Origin of the sequence: Pannonibacter anstelovis (assembly GCF_036881715.1) — a bacterium.
GTDB lineage: Bacteria > Pseudomonadota > Alphaproteobacteria > Rhizobiales > Stappiaceae > Pannonibacter > Pannonibacter anstelovis.
In genome coordinates this window covers 183888-202944 of the sequence record NZ_JBAKBF010000002.1, presented here as the reverse complement: position 1 = coordinate 202944, position 19057 = coordinate 183888, and the positions used below count along the sequence as shown (strand labels likewise).

Here is a 19057-nt window from a genome sequence, read left to right as displayed (position 1 = left end):
CCCTCCTTATCCCAGGGCCGTTCAGGCGAAGGCACGCCGCGGCACAGGGCCGCTGAGGCGCTGCTGCACCTCGTCCAGTGTCATCATCTTGCCGATGGGGCCAAGGCCCGTCAGCGTCGGCAGGCTGGAGGTGAAGATGTCCGACGCCACACGGCGCACGCTCTCGGCCGTCACCGCATTGATGCGCTCTGACACTTCCTCAAGGCCCAATGTGCGGCCATGGATCAGCATCTGCCGGGCGATCTGACCGGCGCGGGCGGCCGGGCTTTCCAGTGCCATCATCAGGCCGGCGCGGATCTGCGCACGGGCGCGGGCCACCTCCTCCTCGGAAATGTCGCTGCCTGCGCGCTCCAGCTCGCCCAGAATCACCGGCATCAGCTCTTCGAGGTTTTCTTCGCCTGTTGCGGCATGCAGGCCGAAAAGGCCCGTGTCGTTGAAGGCCCAGTGGAACGAATAAATCGCATAGCAGAGGCCGCGCGTTTCCCGCACTTCCTGGAAGAGGCGCGAGGACATGCCGCCGCCCAGCACCGAGGCCAGGATCTGCGAGGCATAGTAATCCGGGGAGGCGTAGGACTTGCCCTTGAAGCCAAGGAGGATCTGCGCCTCCATCAGATCCTTGTCCAGACGGCCCTCACCACCGGCATAGCTGGCATCGCCAACAGGCGCCGCCTGCTCGCTGCTGAAGCTGGAGAACTGGTCCTCTGCAATGCGGACAAGTTCGTCATGATCGACGGCACCGGCCGCCGAGAGAACCATGTCCGGCCCGCGGTAGCGGTTCGCCAGATACTGGGTCAGCGAATCCCGGTCGAAGCTCATCAAGGTTTCGGGCGTGCCGAGGATCGGGCGGCCCAGCGGCTGGTCTGGCCAAGCCGTGGACTGGAACAGATCGAAGGCCTGATCGTCCGGGCTATCGAGTGAGGCACCGATCTCCTGCAGGATCACGTGCTGCTCGCGGGCCAGTTCTTCCGCATCAAAGACGGAGTTCTTGAGGATATCGGCCAGAAGATTTGCGGCCAGCGGCACGTCTTCGGCCAGCACCCGGGCATAGTAATTGGTGTGTTCGACGCTGGTAGAGGCATTCAGCTCACCGCCAACGGCCTCGATTTCCTCGGCAATCTGGCGGGCGCTGCGGGTGGCGGTGCCCTTGAAGGCCATGTGCTCCAGCAGATGGGTTATCCCATTCTGCTCTGGCGCCTCCGCCCGTGACCCGGTCCTCACCCACACCCCGAGCGCCGCAGTCTTCAGGCTCGGCATCCGGTCCGTGATGACGGTCAGCCCATTCGCCAACCGGGTCGTCCTTACTTCCATGCGGTCCTCCCGGGCTCACAGAGGAGCGGGCGGCGCGGCGCACCTGCCCTCGTTTCAGCCCTCCTGCCCTCAGGCATTCCGGCGCTCCGGCTGCGGCAATACTGTTTCACGGCTTGCGGGCCTTTGCCAGCCCTTGTCATTCTTGTGACACATACCCTAGGGCACGGCCAGATGGCAGCTCAAGCAGAAAGGGGCGCAAGCATTCTGCGCCCCTTTCCGCATCAGTTTCAGGCCGTGCCTTTCACGGCGCGCGCGTTTTCCTCGACATGGCGCTCGATGGCGCCCAGATCCGCCGGCAGCACGCTCTGGCGCTCCGTCGCGGTCATCATCGGCTCCAGCTGTTCGGGCAGCGCCGGGTAGACACCGCTGGCGGCCTTGACGGCAGCGGGGAACTTGGCCGGATGGGCCGTCCCCAGCACAATCATCGGCGCTTCACTGTCTCCCAGCTCCTCCGCCACATGCACGCCGATGGCGGTATGCGGATCAAGAAGGTAGCCGGTTTCCGCATGCGTACGGGCGATCGTGGCAGCGGTCTGATCCTCGCCGCAGCGGCCTGCTGCAAAGAGCTTGCGCATCTCTGCGAGCGGGACATCACCAATGGTGAAGCTGCCGGACTGGGAGAGGCTGCCCATCATGGCCTTCACGCTGGCCCCGTCGCGGCCATGCATTTCCGCCAGAAGGCGCTCGAAGTTGGACGAGATCTGGATGTCCATGGACGGGGAAATGGTCGCCGAGACGCCGCGCATCTCATAACGGCCCGTTTCCAGCGTGCGCACCAGAATGTCGTTGCGGTTGGTGGCAATCACCAGCTTGTCCACCGGCATGCCCATGCGCATGGCAGCGTAGCCTGCAAAAATATCGCCGAAATTGCCGGTCGGCACGGTGAAGGACACCGGGCGGTGCGGCGCGCCAACGGCAACGCCAGCCACGAAGTAATAGACGATCTGCGCCAGAATGCGCGCCCAGTTGATCGAGTTCACGCCCGACAGGCCCACCCGATCACGGAAATCGAAGTGGTTGAACATGCCCTTCACGATGGCCTGGCAATCATCGAAATTGCCTTCCACCGCCAGTGCATGAACATTGGCTTCCGTGGGCGTCGTCATCTGGCGGCGCTGCACGTCGGACACGCGCCCTTCCGGGAAGAGGATGAACACGTCCGTGCGCTCGCGGCCGCGGAAGGCCTCGATGGCCGCCCCGCCCGTGTCGCCGGACGTGGCGCCAACGATGGTGGCGCGCTGGTTGCGCTCCGCCAGCACATGGTCCATCAGCCGGCCCAGCAGCTGCATGGCCACGTCCTTGAAGGCCAGCGTCGGGCCGTGGAACAGCTCCAGCACGAAACGGTTCGGTGCGATCTGTACCAGCGGCGTCACAGCCGGATGGCGGAACGTGGCATAGGCCTCATCGATCATGCGCTTGAGATCAGCGTCCTTGATGGTGCCGCCGGTGAAGGGGCGGATCACCTCGAAGGCGACATCCTGATAGGACTTGCCGGCAAAGCCTGCGATGGTTTTGGCGTCAAACTGCGGCCAGGTCTCGGGCAGGTAAAGCCCGCCGTCACGGGCAAGGCCCTGAAGAAGAACATCTGCGAAATCGAGAACAGGTGCGTCACCACGCGTACTGACATATCTCACCGCGCCGGATCCCTTTATGTCTGGCTACAGTCCTGCGCCCCGGCCAATTTGCGGCGGGCGCAGTCAACAGGCGTTTGATCTTCGGCGGGACGGGCGTCCCGGGACCATGACCCATAAGACAGTTTGCCAAGGCGCGCAAACTGCATTTGAGAACACCTGCCCGCCCTGCTCAGCATGGCTGGCAGGCGCACGGCAGGGCGTCAGGCATGACCGGCATCGCCGGAGAGCATGGAAGGATCAACGCCGATCTGCCACATTGCCCGCTGCCATTTGGTGGCGATTTCGGCATCAAATAGAATCGACGGATCGGCGGGGCCGGTCAGCCAGCCGTTGGACTGGATCTCCTGCTCCAGCTGCCCGGGCGCCCAGCCGGCGTAGCCCAGCGCCAGCATCGCCTGCGCCGGTCCACGCCCTTCGGCCAGCGCCTTCAGAATGTCCATCGTTGCCGTCAGGCAGATTCCGTCCTGTATGGGCAAGGTGGAGCTTTCCAGCTGAAAATCATCGGAATGCAACACAAAACCGCGCTCGGTCTCTACCGGACCGCCGCGATAGACGCTCATACCGCGCAAGGCATTGGGCAGGCGGATCGACTGGCCTTCCGGCACGATGTTGAGCTGCACCAGGAGATCGGCAACGGAGAGGCTCGTGGATGGCTGATTGATGATCAGCCCCATCGCCCCTTCAGAAGAGTGAGCACAGAGATAGATGACAGTGTGGGCAAACCGGCTGTCAGGCATGTTCGGCATGGCAATCAGAAACTGCCCGTCGAGCCAGCCTGTGTCCGAACCTTGTGTCATGCAGCCTCCCTTTTGCATTGCACCCCTGTCGAGATTACCTGCTGCGAAGTGATTTGTTAACTTGCTTGACGCTCTCGGCACCGGCAATTTTTGCTGCGTTCACAGAGTTATGAGCGCCCTGCAACCACTGAAGGGGAGGACGCGGGGCAGGCTTTGCGCTATCACCTGGACTATGTCTTCACGTCAGCCCCAAAATCAGACCGCAATGTTCCTTCGCTTTGCAGCACAGCGCCTTGCAGTGCCCTGCTCTGTCCTGCTGCTGGCAGGAACGGCCCCCGCGAGTGCCCTCATTACCGAGTGGCAGATGGTGGAGGGAGGTGCCGTCCGGCTGGTGGTGGCTGGCAAGGCCCCGGATGGCAGCTATGAGGCAGGCCTTGAAATCGCCCTGGACCCTGAGTGGCACACCTATTGGCGTTATCCGGGCGAGACGGGCATTCCGCTGGAACTGAGCTATGAGGGAAGCGCGAACCTGGCGCATGGTACCCTCTCCTTCCCTGCCCCTGAACGCTATGACGACGGTTTCAGCCAGTCGATTGTCTACACGAGCGGCGTGCTCATGCCCCTGCGGCTGATGCCTGAAGCGGCGGAAAAGCCACTCAAGCTGCAGGCCAAGGCCTTCTTTGGAGTCTGCAATAAAATCTGTGTGCCCGCGGAAGCGCTGTTCTCGCTGGATCTGGCTTCCGACCCGCAGCCGGACCGCATTGCCGCCCGGCTCATCAACACGGCGCGGGCTGCACTGCCCGTTCCGATGCAAGAGACTGAAGGCCCGCGCTTGACCGGCTTCAGTTTCCGGGAAGGCAAGACCGCGCTGAAACTCGATATCACCGCCGATGTAGGAGACGCTGTTACGGCAGATCTCTTCGCCGAAGGCGGGGCAGATTCCGCCAATGGCTTGCCCAAACCGGGCGAGCGCAACGGCAGCACCGCCCGCTGGAGCCTCTCCCTGAAGGGATTGAGCGGGCCGGAAGAGGCCCTGCCCCTGCGCCTCGTGCTCGTGACGGACGCGGGAGCTGCCGAGGCAACCTATGAGATTGACAGCAGAAGCCGCAGCATCCGGCGGACAAACGATCCTGCCGAACGCTGAAAAAGGCTCGACGGCGCCAGCATATGATCCTATGTCGAAGGGCGGCCCGCTTTTGCACTTCCGAGCTGCGGCGTGCCTCAAGCGACTTTATTTGGACGTGGAGAGATCCGGATGAGCATCAAGATTGGCGACCGTCTGCCGGACGGCGTATTCAAGGTCATCGGCGGCGACGGCCCGGTGGAGATGAAGGCCAGCGACATCTTCAACGGCAAGACCGTTGTCCTGTTCGGTGTGCCGGGCGCCTTCACCCCGACCTGCCACATGAATCACCTGCCGGGTTTCGTCGAGCATTTCGATGCCTTCAAGGCCAAGGGCGTGGACACCATTGCCGTGGTTTCTGTCAATGACATGTTCGTCATGGACGCCTGGAAGAAGGCCACCAGCGCCGGTGACAAGATCCTCTTCCTCGCCGATGGCAGCGCCTCCTATGTGAAGGAACTGGGCCTTGAGCTGGACGCCTCCGGTTTCGGCATGGGTATCCGTTCCAAGCGTTTCGCCCTCATCGCCAAGGACGGCGTTGTTACCGCACTCAACGTGGAAGACGCCCCCGGCCAGGCAACCGTTTCCGGCGCCGCCGCCATGCTGGAAGCGCTCTGATCCTTTCAGGCCCGCCTGAGACAAAATATGCAAGGCCGGGGGCGCATGTCTCCGGCCTTTTGCTTTGCAGGTGCTTGGTATCCGGGATCCGGAAGTGAGGCAGGCTGAACGTGCAGGCGAACTCCGCGCCGTCCCGGCCTTGCGCCCGGACCCGTGAGGCGTGCGGTGCCATCCGGCTCAAAGCGCAGTTATCCTGAATGGCGGCGCAAACCTGCGCCCGTAAACGAGTATACGACTCCGCCCTTGGGCGGTTATCTGTCTGATTTTCGGAAGAAAAACTGGATGGTCGGAGTGGAGTGATTCGAACACTCGACCCCCTCGTCCCGAACGAGGTGCGCTACCAGGCTGCGCTACACTCCGATCCAGTCGAGCACCGGGAAACCCGGGCCGGGAACCGCCGGGGCGCTGCCCCGTCGATGTGGCGGGTATTAGCACCGCTTTTTTTGCCCCGCAAGCCCCCTCTCGCACATCGGCAAAGAAAGTTTGCCAGTGCTCCACAAAGCACCCCGGCGCAGTGGATAAGTCCTTGTCCGGTCTGCACCGTGTCACAGAATCCGGTCTGACGCATCATGTGGATGTGTGGCAGGTGTTTTACCGGAAGACTTGCGCCCGCGCCGGGCTTGAGGCATACAGCGCGCCTGAGGCACGGCGAGACACCGCCTGTTCCTCATTCTGGGGCGTCGCCAAGTGGTAAGGCATCGGTTTTTGGTACCGACATTCGGAGGTTCGAATCCTCCCGCCCCAGCCATCCGTTTTCGCTAGTTTTGCCGAAGCCCGCCGGAAAACGGCGCCTGCAAACACCTGAAAATCATCGCAAATTCTTGTGGCGCCGTTCCGGCCAGTATCACCCCCTGTCCTGGGCGGCCCAGATGGCCAGCCTGTCTGCGCTCTGCGGCGTGCCAGCGTCACGCTGCCAGCTGTTTATCCCCGCCTCGTGCGGCGCACCTATTCTGGTCTCCCAGCAGGCGCAGCCTGCAGCAAGGTCGAGGCGTGATGCGCCAGCATCGGCAGCCTTGGCAGAAGGAGACAGATGCGATGACGGACCGCTTTGACAGCCACGGCGCCGGCCTGACCGCCCCCGCAAGCCACGGTTTTTCCATCACCCCAAGTGACAGCGCCGCATTGAGTGAAGTGGTGCGCGCACTCTATGTCGGCACCGGCGGCTCGCTCGCCCTGACCTTGCGCAGCGGCGCGGCGATCACCTTCACCAATGTGCCCGATGGCAGCCTGTTGCCGCTGCGCGCCACGGCCGTGAAGGCCACCGGCACCACCGCCTCCGGCCTGGTCGGCCTGCTGTGAGCCCCGCCGCCCCCTCTCTCGCGGCACCCAGCCTTTGCCTGGCGCCGATGCTGGGCCTTGGCCTTGCCGCCCCGCAGCAGGGCAGCGGCTGGTGGCCGCGCGGGGCGCTTTATGCCGCCGATTTTCGAAAGCACCGCTATATGGCTGGCGGGCGCAGCATCACCCCGGCCGCCGCCTTCAGCCTGACGCGCGGCGGCGAAGCCCTGGCCCCTGACAGTGCCGGCAGCTATCAGGGTTTTGCCGCCCATGTGCCTGCCCGCACGGACCTTGGCCTGTTTCTCTCTCCGGTGGTCAGCAATGCCATTGCGGACACCACCGGGACCGGGGCAAGCCTTTCCACCACCGATACATTGAACGGACTGCCCGGCAGCTGGGGGCAATCCCGGGTGGATGGCTCCGCCATCCGGGCCCGGATCACCGCCAAAGGCAGCTTTGGCAGCCTTCCTTACGTGGATGTCCGCTTCTGGGGCAATTCCACCGCCACGGACCTGCAGCTTTTCTTTTCCAATGCCGAAGACCAGCACCTAGGCATCACAGCGGGCAGCAGCGCGGCAGTTCTCAGCAACGTGAACCTGGTGCTTGCGGCCGGCAGCCTCGGCAACGTCACCTGCCGCTTGCGCCTGACAGAACTGGCCGCGGGCAATGTCTATCTCACAAAGCAGATCGAAACCGTCGTCCCGCCCGCCGCCATGGCGCTGGAGCTTGCGCACTTCAGCAAGAACTGGACGGTCCAGAACAGCGGGACGTCGCGCCTCAGATTCGGGCTGGAACTGACCCTTTCCGGCGCTTTTGACCTGACCTTGCGGATCGCCGGCGCGCATCTGGAGCTTTCGCCCGCTGCGAACCTGGCCGCGCGGGGGCTAGCCGCCCCGGTGCCGACGCGCGGCAGCCCTGTTTCGCGGCCGGCGGACGCGCTCACCCTGCATCTGCCGCAAGGCACCCGCAGTGTGACGCTGACTGCCGGAACCGGTGCAACGCTGACGCTGGACACAAGCGCCGCCACAGCCGCAGGCCCGGCCGGGCTGTCCGTGCCGGAAAGCCCGTTTGGCGCAGCGCCTCTGATCACGGCTGTGGGCAGGCGGTGATCTGGTATGCTGCGGCGGCGGCCCATTTACACAAGCGCCCGGTGAGCCTGCCTTACCGGGCGCAGGTCAAGCCGCAAAGTGCGTGAGCAATTTCAAGGAATGATGCAGCAGCACCGGAAGGCCTGATGCGTTCCGGAGCCTCCGGTCACCCCTCCTGTAGCGAATTGACACGGCGGGCCTTCAGCTTCTCCTCCCAGGCGAAAGCATGGCGGACGATCAGCTCAAGATCATTGTATTTCGGCTGCCAGCCCAGTTCCTGCCGGGCGCGGGCGCTGTCTGCCACCACCTTCGGCGAATCGCCCGCCCGGCGCGGGGCTTCCTCCACCTTGAAATCAATGCCCGAAACGGCCTTCACCGTTTCAATGACCTGACGCACGGAATAGCCCTCGCCATAGCCGCAGTTCATCACCGCGCTGGCCCCGCCATCGCGCAGGCGCAAAAGCGCCAGCCGGTGCGCCTCAACCAAGTCGCTCACATGGATATAGTCACGCACCGCCGTGCCATCCACCGTGTCATAATCACTGCCGAACAGGCTCATCTGCGGCCTCTGGCCAAGCGCCGTCTCGCAGGCCACCTTGATGAGATGCGTCGCCTGCGGCGTGCTCTGCCCCGTCGCGCCCTGCGGATCAGCCCCTGCCACATTGAAATAGCGCAGCGCCGTGTAGCGGAAGTCATGCGCGGCGCTGACATCCTTCAGCATCAGTTCCGTCATCAGCTTGGACATACCGTAGGGCGACAGCGGCACCAGCGGCGCGTCCTCCGGGACTGGCACGCTGAGCGGATCGCCATAGACGGCGGCCGTGGAGGAAAAGATGAACTTGTCCACCCCCGCCGTGACACAGGCCTCGATCAGGCTGCGCGAGGCGGAGGTGTTGTTGCGGTAATATTTAAGCGGATCAGAGACCGATTCCGGCACGATGACCGATCCGGCGAAATGGATCACCGCCTCTATCGCCTGATCCGCCAGCAGGCGGCCCACCAGTCCGGCATCGGCCACATCCCCCACAACCAGCTGCGCTTCGGCCGGCAGCGCCCAACCAAAGCCGGTGGTGAGATTGTCGAGCACCACAACCTTCTCCCCCGCCCGCACCAGGCAATGAGCCATGTGGCTGCCGATATAGCCGGCGCCGCCGGTGATGAGTGTCGTCATGGCAAATGTCTTTCCTTCGAACCGAAGACCGCACCGGCGGAAAAGCCCCGCCACCGCAAACACGGCAGCTTGGCAGGCTCTTATGCCTGCAGCGTCCGGTCAAGACGGGCAAGAAACCGTTTGGTATCAAGAAGCCCGGAAGCTGACGCACGACACCTTAAAAAATGCTCAACCGCCGCGCGAATCTTGAAATGAGAAGTTAATTTTCAAAAACAAGAAGACAATAAGCTTTGCTCCACTTCTCTTCCGACACGGACATAAGATGAATTTGAGCATAAAGAAGAATATATCTTCAAAAGAATTCAAATAATTCCATAATTTACGCAAGGAACGCCTAAGAGGTTGACATGACCGCCTAAAATTTTAATGATTGTGATCATTTTCCATCTTGATTTTGACCTGTACTCCGGAGGCAAATTGTCATGCCAGCACACTTCTTAAACCTTGGAAAGAAAAGCTTTTTTGGGAACCGCACCGCCGTGCCCCGTTTCGGCAAGGCGGTTGCCGCATGCCTCTTGCTGCCCGCAGCCATATCCCTGACGGGAACCTTTGACAGTTACGCGCAAACAGCCACGGAGACACCCAGCATAAAGGAACTGCGCGAGATCGTGCAGAAGGGCAAGGACGAAGCCGCTTTGCAGACCGCATTGCAGCACCTGGAAGAGGCAGCCGCGGCGGGCGATAGGGGCGCCCTCCTGACCCTTGGCGACCTTTACGCGCGCGGCGGCCCGGTGCCGGTGGATGGAGCCAGAGCCGTAGACTATCTGACCCGTGCAGCAGAAGCCGGAAGTGCCTATAGCTATACGCGCCTCGGGGAAATCTACCGGGATGGCATTGGCGTTGATAAGGATCAGGCCAGGGCGGCCGGTTTCTTCAAGGCTGCCGCAGACAACGGCCATGCCGGCGGCAAGCGCGCCTATGCACTCGCCCTCGTCAAAGGTGAGGGCGTGGAAGCGAACCCGGAAGAGGGCCTTACCCTGCTGGCCGAAGTGGCCGAGACCGGCGATCGGGGGGCACTTCACAATCTGGGTGACCTCTATTCACGCGGCGGCCTGGTTCCGATGGACGGCTCAAAAGCGGTTGACTATCTGACCCGCGCCGCAGAAGCGGGAAATACCTCCAGCTATATCCGGCTTGGTGAGATTCACCGGGACGGCATTGGCGTGGACAAGGATCAGGCCAAGGCTGCCAGCTTCTTCAAGGCTGCCGCAGACAACGGCAATGCGACCGGCAAGCGCGCCTATGCCCTCGCCCTCATCAAAGGTGAGGGCGTTGAAGCCAACCCTGAAGAGGGCCTTGCCCTGCTGGCCGAACTCGCCGAAACCGGTGACCGCTGGGCGCTTCACAGCCTGGGCGATCTCTACACCCGGGGTGGCACAGTGCCCGTTGATGGCACAAAAGCCGTTGACTATCTGACCCAGGCTGCAGAGACCGGAAACGCCTCCAGCTATGTCCGCCTTGGCGAGATTTACCGTGACGGCATTGGCGTGCCGGCCGATGCCGCGAAGGCGGTGGCTGCTTTTGAGGCAGCACAGGCGGCGGGCGCATCCACCGCAGCATTAAGGCTGGCAGAGGCCGCGCTTTGGGGCCAAGGCGAGCCACAGGACACGGAGAAGGGCGTCAACCTGCTGCGTGAACTGGCCGGAGCTGGGAACACGTCCGCGATGCTTACTCTGGCCGATGTTCTGCTGCGCGGCGAACTCGTCCCGGCCGATAAGGCCGGAGGGCTCCGGCTTCTTGAAGAGGCCGCAGCACAGGGCAATGCCACAGCCATGCGGCGCCTTGGCAATGCCTACCGGACCGGGCCGCTGGCCGGGCAGAACCCGGCCAAGGCAATCACCTATCTGGAGCGTGCAGCGGCGGAAGGCAGCAACGGTGCGCTTCTTGACCTTGCCCGGGGGCATATGGAGGGCCAGTTCGGCACTCAGTCGAGCCAGGCGAAGGCTGCGGCCTATCTGAAGGAAGCGGAGGCGCGGAACATCCCGTCCGCTCAGGTGCTGGACGCCGAATGGATGCTGCGCGGCAAGGGGACAAAAGCCGATCCCGCTGGTGCACTGGCCAAGCTGGAGGCTGCAGCGGCATCAGGCAACGCAGAGGCAGCAAGACGTCTCGTCAGCCTTTACCGCAGCGGAGCTGGCAAACAGCTGAAGGCAGATCCGGCCAAAGCGCGGGCTGCGCTGGCCACTCATCAAGCCCTGCTCAGGCCGGACTTCGTGGCACGTGAGGAGTTGATGATCCGCGGTGTTTCCGCCAGTTCCCGCGCCGATTTTTCCGCTCTGGCCGAGGCTTTCAGAGAGGCCCCTCGGCAGACGCGCCTCAACCTGCTCACCACCTTGCGCTGGTCCAACGCCAATGCCTATGTCTACCTTGTGCAGGACGAGATGCAGGCGCGCGGGCTGTACAAGGGACCACTCAATGGCCTGCTCACCCGGGACACCATCCGCGCCATAAGCGCGCTGTGTGACGCTGGCCCTTCCGGCGAGCGCTGCCGCCGTGGGCCGCTGACCGGTGACGCCGCCCGGCTCATCGCCGTCCGCCTCGCGGCTGGCGCCTGACTGACACAAGGCCCCGGTGAGCATGTCTCATCGGGGCCTGGGTCCGCTCTGTTCCCAAGCAGCGTGATGCATAGCCCTGAAGCAAACACAACTGCGGCAAAGCGCACGTGAGAAAAACGTCCGAAGACCGCAGCTAAGGCGTCCCCTCATCCTTAGCTTCCGTAAAATACTACAGACAAGAACCGCGACAGGCGGGCGGCGCTGCCTTTCGTACCAGGGCGCCGGGATGCTAACGCCTCACGCCTTGAAATTGCTCAGACGCAGCAGGTGCTTGACCAACTCTCAATGAGTCAAGCTCATCGAGAGTTGGCATAAGCCCGCGCGCCGTCACATTAGAGAAGATTACCAATCACAGCCAATAGGCCCGCTTGATGATGTCGATACGCGGCACATCAATGCCCCGCACACGGGTTTCACCTGTCAGCCAGGCGCATTCATGAATGGAGGCAAGAGCGCCGGGAATCTTGTGCAGGCTGTAGGTACTGGCCACCGGCTCGCAGAAGAAGGCCACCGTGTCATCAATGAACTCCGCTGCGCGGGCCTTCACCCCGGCCGGAGCCTCATCGACGACGGTCCGCTCCAGCTGGATCACATCGAAGTCGAGGCAATAGGGTACATCTTCCATGAATGGTTTGTTGCGTGCCAGCTCCCGCTCGGCAGCCAGCCGCAGCGCATCCGCACCGGCATAGGGGCGGCCGAGAGCATGATAAACCCACAGGATATGGACGACACCGCCGAGATCGCCGAGGTCAGGATCATGCCGCAGCCTGTAAAGGGCCCGGAAGATGTTCTGAATCAATTGCACCCGGTAAGGCCTTAGAAGACCCGTACGGGCATCAATGATGTGCTTCTCTGACGCAGACAGGACCTCCTGAACGAGATCCTCCGTCGCCCAGCTGACATGCCCCGAATGCGCCAGATGCAGCAGAATGGACGGAATGCCCCCGATCCAGTGGCTGACGCGCCAGATATGATGCGTCCATGGCCAGGGCCACAGCGGCACCTTGCGCTTGTCGATCAACTGATCCAGTTGCCAGCCGGTGTAAAGCGCCGGAGGCGGAACCAGCTTGCCATGCTGCTCGAGAAGCCGGACGGCGGCCAGAAGATAGGCCGTCAGATGCGCATTCACCGGCTTGCCGCTGGCGGGCAGCTTGCCTTCCGCACGCGCAAACAAACGCAGGTCCGCAAGATGGGCGGCATATTTTTCTGCCGCATCCGCAGGAATCTGGTCTGCCATGTCCAGCATGGCAAAGGTGTAGACGATATCCGCATGATCCTGCAGCGGAATGGCGCCGGCCTCTCCCTTGCCCTCAAGCCAGAAGGCAACACCCGCAGGCGACCGCCGTGCCGCCAGGTCAACCAGCGCCCGCCGGAAGGACGCCGGATCCTGCCCCATATCCGGATGCACGGCTTTCAGATCGTCGTATTCGATGGCCTTGCCAGCGTCTTTACTCTTCAGCATTCGAAGGCCATCCCGGAGCGGTTCAGCCATAGACAGCTTGTATTTGAACGCAGCCACAAGCACCAGCAGAGCGGTAAGCAGAAACACGGCAGTGCCAAGAAGCGCTGCCGTTGCAGGCTGATCACGTAACGGCAGCGTCACAGCAGCCGTCGGAGCGGCAACAATCAGCGCAGTCAGCAGCGTAGCCTTGCTGCGATACCTCAAGAACAGCCGTGTTTTCCGCTGAAGGATGACAACACTGGCAACCACTGCCCCCGTATGCGTCACCAGCATGGCAACGGCAGCCCCCTGGACGCCCATCCAAGCAGACATTAAGGCGCCAGCGGCAACGGTGAGAACCCCAAATACGAGGGTGATCTGGGCAGCTGTGCCCGCCGCACCTGCTGCAATCGAAATCTCACCTGACAGGATCTGTGCATAGGCTTTGGCTGCAATGAGAGGGGCTAGAATTGCAAGAATGACCGCCGCGAGAGGCTGGTCCGGGAACAACCAGAGAAAAACAAAAGGACCAACCAGAAGGAAGTAAACCGTCGCCAGACCATTCACCCAGACGGAAAAGGCAGCTCCATAGGAGACAACATCCTCAGCTCTTTTATGCCCATCCCCACCACTTGCGACCAGCCGGGCGACGGCAGGAGAGAGAACGGTAGAGCATACGATGGTTACGGCCATCGGAAGATTTGTCGCCTGAACGGCCATCTCAAAGCCGCCTATGTTGATGGTGCTGTCATATAGGCCAGCAATCATCACCATGGCACGGGCATAAAAATAGACCGACAAGGCATTTATGATGACCGGAAGTGAATAACGGATAAGCTGCCAAGCTTCCGCAGAAACAAACGGCAGATGAGGAATGGCAGGAGCTTTCAGCATGCGAATGATCTTGCGTGCGAGCAAGGCAACTCCGGCCGCCTCGGCGAAGGCCATGAAGCCCAGCATCACGTCAATGTCCGGGACAAAAGGCAGCACGCAAAGAAACAACCCAATCCCGATCATCCGGCTTAGCAGGATGCTCACCGCCAAAGCCTTGAACTCACCGCTCGCTCTCAGAATGCCATCAAAGAATTCCGTGATGCCGTAAAAATAGATAAAGATGACCCCCATCAACAGCGTGCGGGAGGAGGCGTCGAGCTCATAGACACGGTTCATGCCCGCAACAGCGGCCACCGCTCCAGCCACTCCAAGCAGAGATAGGATAAGTCCTAGCTTGGCCGCGAGGTTGAGGATCTGTTCCATCCGGGCACGCCCGCCCTCGGCAAATCCCTCACCGCTGTAACGGATGGCTGTGCGCCCGAGAGAAAGGCCAATCAAAGGCCGGAAGAGTGTCGCGACAGACATGAGCAGCGCTATGGTGCCAACATCATGAGGTGTCAGAACCACTGCGGAAAAAAACAGGACCATTGCGGGCCAAATGTGCATGAACCCGAACTGGATGGCACGAAAAAGAAAATTCATGATATGATACAATCAAACGTTATGAATGATTTCCAATCTTTATTAAGAATGATGCTGCAGCGCAATGCGAACTTGCGCACCCAGCCAAGGCCTTTGAACAAATGGTTGAAATGACACTTACGGCAGCCGAACCTGCCAACATAGGACCAGCACGGAATAATTCCACCTTGGCTTCAAAGCGCCTATTGGCATTGTGGCTGGCGATCCTCGTCTGTTGGCCACTAGGTGCCGAACAGCTTTTCCCACCACTTATCCTTTTGATCTATATCATCATCTGCAGGTCATCTATCTCCAAGACCTTCCCTGCAGAAATTCCCTTTAACGGGAAGCTCATTCTGGCTTTTCTTTTTCTTGCGGTATTTTCAGCCTTCAGAATTCAAGAAAACATTCGAGTAATTACTTTTACACGCGACTTTATGATCTGGGCGACAGCCTTGTTCTTTCTATGCCACTTTTACGCATGCAGCGAAACCGGAAACTTGCGTGATTATGCGAAATACTTTTCGCTTGCCTTCTGGTTTTTCGTTCTTACGTCAATTTTATATGTTGCGTTTCCATCTTTTGAGTTCCCTTCCATTGCATACCTTGTATCACCATCGTCTATTACTGATACGATGATGGGGAAGCGCTTCCTAATGAAGAGCCTAGGGGAGCAGCTGTATTTTCTTGGTTTCACCGATCGGGTAAGCTCGATCTTTGGATCTCCCATTCATTTGGCTTGCCTTGTTGTGCTCTTACTCCCCTTTGCAATGGCGTTTCGTCGATCTGCCTGGTCAAAAGGGCTGACTTTTTTGGCCGCACTTTTTATCGTTTTCTTTGCACAAGCGCGCCTTGCAATGATCATGCTCCTCATCATGCCCATTGTTCAAAGCATCTATATGGCCACATTCAAGACAAAGCGTGCGCCTTTCGACATTCTTCTGCTTGCCGCTGCATCACTTACTTTTCTGGTCTTTGCCGCTGCGTACTTCGATGAAATCACATCATCGCTCTCTGATCTGTTTTTCGAAAGGCGGCGGGGCAGCGCAGAGGCACGAGGGCAAATCTATTCCCTCACTTGGAACTGGTTCCTTGAGCGCCCGTTCATAGGCTACGGAACTCAAATCGATGTTCCTGAACTTGATTACCCACTCGGCTCACACAGTACACCGCTCGGACTCATGTTCAAGCACGGCATAATCGCCGCCACTTTAATGATAACGGTTCTAATATCTACCCTCATGTCGCACATAAGCCTTCTAAGAGGCTCAATAACACGTCAAGAGTCGAGATTTCATGCGCTACTTTGCGCAGCATATACATGCTATCTAATGCTTTTGATGCTGAATGAATTTATCGTAGACGTGTATCACACCGTGATACTTTTCGTTTACATAGCGCTAGTCACGAAGGCCGCGACTCTTAAAAAGCGCAAGCATATAGTTCTTGAGCGAAACAGGCGCATGCAAGACACTGTGGTTCCTGCTAGGTAGCAAAGGAAAGACACTGCAAATATTCAGCTGTCGGAAATAGCAGATAATGCCATTACCGGCAGTTTTTTTCAAAGTGTGATGCAGTCGCCTCACCCCGTCTTCGTCATCAGACGCCAGGCGCTCTGGGCGTTGGTGATGAAGTAGCGGGCGAAGAGGCGGCGGGGCTCCTGGGCGAAGCGGTAGAACCATTCAAGGCCGAGGTTCTGCATCCAGCCGGGGGCACGGGGGGCATCCCCCGTGAGGAAAGCATAGAGCCCGCCGCAGGTCTTGATGCAACCGACGCCGGTCAGCCTGCTGCGGTTGCGCAGGCTCCAGATCTCCTGCTTCGGCTTGCCGAGCGCGACCCACAGCACATCCGTTCCGGCAGCGACGATCTCCCGGCAGATCTCCTCGTCCTCTTCATCGGAAAAGTAGCCGTGGCGGCGGCCGGCGATCTGCAGACCGGGATAAAGCCTTTGCATCGCGGCGACTGCATCCGCGTTCTGCTTCTCCGTGGACCCCAGCACATAAAACCTCAGGCCATCCCGCAGCGCCACCTTAGCCACATCATGGAACAGATCCGTCGTGGCTGAGCGCTCACGGATGGGCGTGCGCGTCAGCAGCCGCGAGGCAAAGACCACCGGCATGCCGTCGGCATGGATCACATCCGCTGCAGCCATGGCCTCGTCAAAGGCCGCGTTTTTTCCCGAAAGGGCAATTCCCTGCCCATTGGACGAAAAGAGCAGCGCAGGCGGTCCTGCCCGGCGCCCCTCCCGGGCTTCCGCACACACTGCCGCCATCCATTCGGCCAGCTCGGTGCGGTCTGCGGTCACGGTATCGAAGCCGCCAATGCGGACAGTCTCAAGGCTCCAGCTCATGCAATCTCATCCATCAACACTTAAAACAACGCACTTCGGGCCGGATGCGGACGCCTCGTCTGCAGAGGTGTCCGGAAAGGCCCCGTTCATAAATTCCTTTGGCCAGACCTTGCCGCCTGTCCCGGCCGCCGCAGTCCCGCCTCAAATAGGGCAGCACCTGCTGCCAGATCCAAAATTCCTGTACCAATCGCGATCCGGGCACACCGCCGTCACTGCCGGTTCCCGCCAGTTCCGGTTCAAGCAATGCCCTTCCTTCAGACCGGCTCTGCCCGGAAGGGCCTGCACCGCAGCGAAGTCCGGCGTGGGAGCACCCGGAACCGGGGAGGCAAGGGGCCGTGCAATAATTCCCCGTCACACCCCATGTCCGCAGGCAGAAATCTGCCGTATACCCCTTCCCTGCCGCCGCTGCATGGCAGGCACAACAGTTTAGATGCCAGTGCATTCGACACTGACGCATCTGCCTTGACATTGCTCAGGCGCCGCCTCGGCTTGACCAGCTCCCGGTGAGCCTAGCTCATTGAAGCCTTGTATAAACCGCCTGTCGGGCCACTACCAAACTTATCCGCGCTAAACATATCAGGAATTCAATTTACTTTCCAAATATGATGGCAGCACGAATTCATTTTCTGCACGCCATGGTAACTGACAGCCCGCCGCCCTGGCATGCTGCTTCGAGCGGGAAGGACGTTGCCCCGCCTGCGAGTTTTAAAGCCCATGGTCGTTCCCCATGGCGGCGTCCCGCGAAGCAGCTGATTTACGGGACACATCTTCTCCTTTAGAGACTGTACGCGGTTTGCAGTGTGAGGCTTTCATGATCACTCCCCTTCTCCTCGTCGGCGGTTCGGGCACCCGGCTCTGGCCCTTGTCGCGCAAGAGCTATCCGAAGCAGTTTGCGCCGCTGATCGGCGGGGAAAGCCTGTTCCAGGGCTCGGCGAGGCGGCTTTCGGCGGAGGGCTTCGCCGCGCCTGTCGTCATTACGGGGTCGGATTACCGCTTTATCGTCACCGAACAGCTCGCCTCTGCGGGCATTGATCCGGGCGCGATCCTGATCGAGCCGGAGGCACGCAACACGGCCCCGGCCGTGCTCGCCGCCGCGCTCTATGTTGCCCGGTCCGATCCGGACGGCTTGATGCTGGTCGCCCCTTCCGACCATGTGGTGCCCAACCCGGCTGCCTTCCGCGCCGCCGTGGCCGCCGGTGTGCCTGCCGCAGAGGCCGGGCAGATCGTCACCTTCGGCATCCGGCCCACCCATGCGGAGACCGGCTATGGCTGGCTGGAGCTTTCCGCCGCCGCCGCCGAGGGCGAGCCGGTGGCACTGAAGCGTTTTGTCGAAAAGCCGGACCGCGAGAAGGCCGAAGCGATGCTCGCCGCCGGGTCCTATCTGTGGAACGCCGGCATCTTCCTGTTCAAGGTCTCCACCATTCTCGAAGCCTTCAATGCACTGGCGCCCGATCTGATGGAGCCCGTCACCCGCGCGGTTGACGATGCAAAGTCCGATCTCGGCTTCCTGCGCCTGGACCCGGCGGCCTTTGCCCGCGCGCCGTCGATTTCCATCGACTATGCGGTGATGGAACGCGCCTCCAATCTCACGGCCGTGCCCTTTGGCGCCGGCTGGTCGGATCTCGGCGGCTGGGACATGGTGGCCAAGGAAATGGGCCCGGACAGCCGCGGCAACAGCCTCGGCGGCGAGGCCATCGCCATCGACTGCGACGGCACGCTGCTGCGCTCCGACAGCGACGGGCTGCAAATCGTCGGAATCGGCCTCAAGGATGTGATCGCCGTGGCCATGAATGACGCGGTGCTGGTGGCCGCCAAGTCCCGCGCCCAGGACGTGAAGCTCGCCGTCGAGGCGCTGAAGACAAAAGGCGCGCGCCAGGCCGAGACCTTCCCGCGCGATCACCGGCCGTGGGGCTGGTTCGAAACGCTGGCGCTTGCCGACCGGTTCCAGGTCAAGCGCATCGTCGTGCACCCGGGTGCAGCCCTGTCGCTGCAGAGCCACGTGCACCGCTCCGAACACTGGATCGTGGTGTCGGGCACCGCACGGGTGACGGTGAATGAGGAGGTGCAGCTGCTTACCGAGAACCAGTCCGTCTATATCCCGCTCGGCGCCATCCACCGGCTGGAAAACCCCGGCAAGGTGCCGATGGTGCTGATCGAGGTGCAGACCGGAGCCTATCTGGGCGAAGACGACATCACGCGCTACGACGACATCTACTCTCGCGGGCAAGGCGCCAAGGGCTAGGTCACTCCCCTGGACGCGTGATGGCGCTGTCCAGGTGCGCGCGCCGGGGCTCCCATTGCA

13 protein-coding genes and 2 tRNA genes are annotated in these 19057 nt (G+C 61.2%); 8 read left to right on the top strand and 7 right to left on the bottom strand.

The annotated features are described in order from the left end of the window. Window positions 1-21: 21 nt before the first annotated feature. The 3 genes from V6L75_RS03745 to V6L75_RS03735 all read right to left on the bottom strand — a co-directional run bounded on the left by V6L75_RS03745 (window position 22) and on the right by V6L75_RS03735 (window position 3739). Window positions 22-1308 carry a M16 family metallopeptidase gene (locus tag V6L75_RS03745; protein WP_334250177.1) on the bottom strand — a complete coding sequence of 429 codons (1287 nt, stop codon included), beginning with the start codon at window positions 1306-1308 and terminating at the stop codon, window positions 22-24. A 227-nt stretch (window positions 1309-1535) separates the two neighbouring features. Then, complete coding sequence (gene thrC / locus V6L75_RS03740) at window positions 1536-2942, bottom strand: threonine synthase (RefSeq protein WP_334250176.1); 1407 nt, start codon at window positions 2940-2942, stop codon at window positions 1536-1538. Between the two features lie 200 nt (window positions 2943-3142). After that, window positions 3143-3739: a YqgE/AlgH family protein gene (locus V6L75_RS03735; protein WP_334250175.1), complete on the bottom strand. Its 597-nt coding sequence runs from the start codon at window positions 3737-3739 to the stop codon at window positions 3143-3145. A 205-nt stretch (window positions 3740-3944) separates the two neighbouring features. Here V6L75_RS03735 and V6L75_RS03730 point away from each other — a divergent pair, with 205 nt between their 5' ends. Continuing rightward, a complete protein-coding gene (locus V6L75_RS03730) occupies window positions 3945-4823 on the top strand; it encodes a protein-disulfide reductase DsbD domain-containing protein (protein WP_334250174.1) in 879 nt (292 codons plus the stop codon). A gap of 111 nt (window positions 4824-4934) precedes the next feature. Beyond that, window positions 4935-5420, top strand: coding sequence for a peroxiredoxin (locus V6L75_RS03725; RefSeq protein ID WP_055455123.1), 486 nt, complete (start codon window positions 4935-4937; stop codon window positions 5418-5420). 283 nt (window positions 5421-5703) lie between these two features. Here V6L75_RS03725 and V6L75_RS03720 read toward each other — a convergent pair. Then, a tRNA-Pro gene (locus V6L75_RS03720) sits at window positions 5704-5780 on the bottom strand. A gap of 313 nt (window positions 5781-6093) precedes the next feature. Between V6L75_RS03720 and V6L75_RS03715 the strand changes: the two genes are divergently transcribed. From V6L75_RS03715 to V6L75_RS03705, 3 genes are all read left to right on the top strand, one after another. Then, window positions 6094-6168: transfer RNA gene (locus tag V6L75_RS03715), tRNA-Gln, on the top strand. Between the two features lie 287 nt (window positions 6169-6455). Further along, window positions 6456-6719, top strand: coding sequence for a spike base protein, RCAP_Rcc01079 family (locus V6L75_RS03710; protein ID WP_334250173.1), 264 nt, complete (start codon window positions 6456-6458; stop codon window positions 6717-6719). Next, window positions 6716-7804 (top strand): hypothetical protein, encoded by a 1089-nt coding sequence (locus tag V6L75_RS03705; RefSeq protein ID WP_334250172.1) that lies wholly within the window; start codon window positions 6716-6718, stop codon window positions 7802-7804. The genes V6L75_RS03710 and V6L75_RS03705 overlap by 4 nt, the downstream gene beginning before the upstream one ends. A 145-nt stretch (window positions 7805-7949) precedes the next feature. Here V6L75_RS03705 and galE read toward each other — a convergent pair whose 3' ends face one another. After that, a complete protein-coding gene (galE, locus tag V6L75_RS03700; RefSeq protein ID WP_334250171.1) occupies window positions 7950-8954 on the bottom strand; it encodes a UDP-glucose 4-epimerase GalE in 1005 nt (334 codons plus the stop codon). 479 nt (window positions 8955-9433) lie between these two features. Here galE and V6L75_RS03695 point away from each other — a divergent pair, with 479 nt between their 5' ends. Continuing rightward, window positions 9434-11509: a tetratricopeptide repeat protein gene (locus tag V6L75_RS03695; RefSeq protein ID WP_334250170.1), complete on the top strand. Its 2076-nt coding sequence runs from the start codon at window positions 9434-9436 to the stop codon at window positions 11507-11509. A 349-nt stretch (window positions 11510-11858) separates the two neighbouring features. Here the strand turns inward: V6L75_RS03695 and V6L75_RS03690 are convergent, their stop codons facing one another. Next, on the bottom strand, window positions 11859-14372 hold the full coding sequence (locus V6L75_RS03690) for a lipopolysaccharide biosynthesis protein (protein ID WP_334250473.1): 2514 nt from the start codon (window positions 14370-14372) through the stop codon (window positions 11859-11861). A gap of 155 nt (window positions 14373-14527) precedes the next feature. Here V6L75_RS03690 and V6L75_RS03685 point away from each other — a divergent pair, with 155 nt between their 5' ends. Further along, window positions 14528-15898, top strand: a complete 1371-nt coding sequence (locus tag V6L75_RS03685; RefSeq protein WP_334250169.1) for an O-antigen ligase family protein — start codon at window positions 14528-14530, stop codon at window positions 15896-15898. An 89-nt stretch (window positions 15899-15987) separates the two neighbouring features. Here the strand turns inward: V6L75_RS03685 and V6L75_RS03680 are convergent, their stop codons facing one another. Beyond that, complete coding sequence (locus tag V6L75_RS03680; protein WP_334250168.1) at window positions 15988-16755, bottom strand: WecB/TagA/CpsF family glycosyltransferase; 768 nt, start codon at window positions 16753-16755, stop codon at window positions 15988-15990. A gap of 811 nt (window positions 16756-17566) precedes the next feature. Between V6L75_RS03680 and V6L75_RS03675 the strand changes: the two genes are divergently transcribed. Then, complete coding sequence (locus tag V6L75_RS03675; RefSeq protein WP_055455307.1) at window positions 17567-18997, top strand: mannose-1-phosphate guanylyltransferase/mannose-6-phosphate isomerase; 1431 nt, start codon at window positions 17567-17569, stop codon at window positions 18995-18997. Window positions 18998-19057 lie beyond the last annotated feature (60 nt).

What these genes read in the sequence shown, in the direction of transcription:
- V6L75_RS03745 (WP_334250177.1), bottom strand. Translation starts at nt 1,308, where the DNA reads ATGGAAGTAAGGACGACCCGGTTGGCGAATGGGCTGACCGTCATCACG.
- V6L75_RS03735 (WP_334250175.1), bottom strand. Translation starts at nt 3,739, where the DNA reads ATGACACAAGGTTCGGACACAGGCTGGCTCGACGGGCAGTTTCTGATT.
- V6L75_RS03730 (WP_334250174.1), top strand. Translation starts at nt 3,945, where the DNA reads ATGTTCCTTCGCTTTGCAGCACAGCGCCTTGCAGTGCCCTGCTCTGTC.
- V6L75_RS03725 (WP_055455123.1), top strand. Translation starts at nt 4,935, where the DNA reads ATGAGCATCAAGATTGGCGACCGTCTGCCGGACGGCGTATTCAAGGTC.
- V6L75_RS03710 (WP_334250173.1), top strand. Translation starts at nt 6,456, where the DNA reads ATGACGGACCGCTTTGACAGCCACGGCGCCGGCCTGACCGCCCCCGCA.
- galE (WP_334250171.1), bottom strand. Translation starts at nt 8,954, where the DNA reads ATGACGACACTCATCACCGGCGGCGCCGGCTATATCGGCAGCCACATG.
- V6L75_RS03690 (WP_334250473.1), bottom strand. Translation starts at nt 14,372, where the DNA reads ATGGTCCTGTTTTTTTCCGCAGTGGTTCTGACACCTCATGATGTTGGC.
- V6L75_RS03685 (WP_334250169.1), top strand. Translation starts at nt 14,528, where the DNA reads ATGGTTGAAATGACACTTACGGCAGCCGAACCTGCCAACATAGGACCA.
- V6L75_RS03680 (WP_334250168.1), bottom strand. Translation starts at nt 16,755, where the DNA reads ATGAGCTGGAGCCTTGAGACTGTCCGCATTGGCGGCTTCGATACCGTG.
- V6L75_RS03675 (WP_055455307.1), top strand. Translation starts at nt 17,567, where the DNA reads ATGATCACTCCCCTTCTCCTCGTCGGCGGTTCGGGCACCCGGCTCTGG.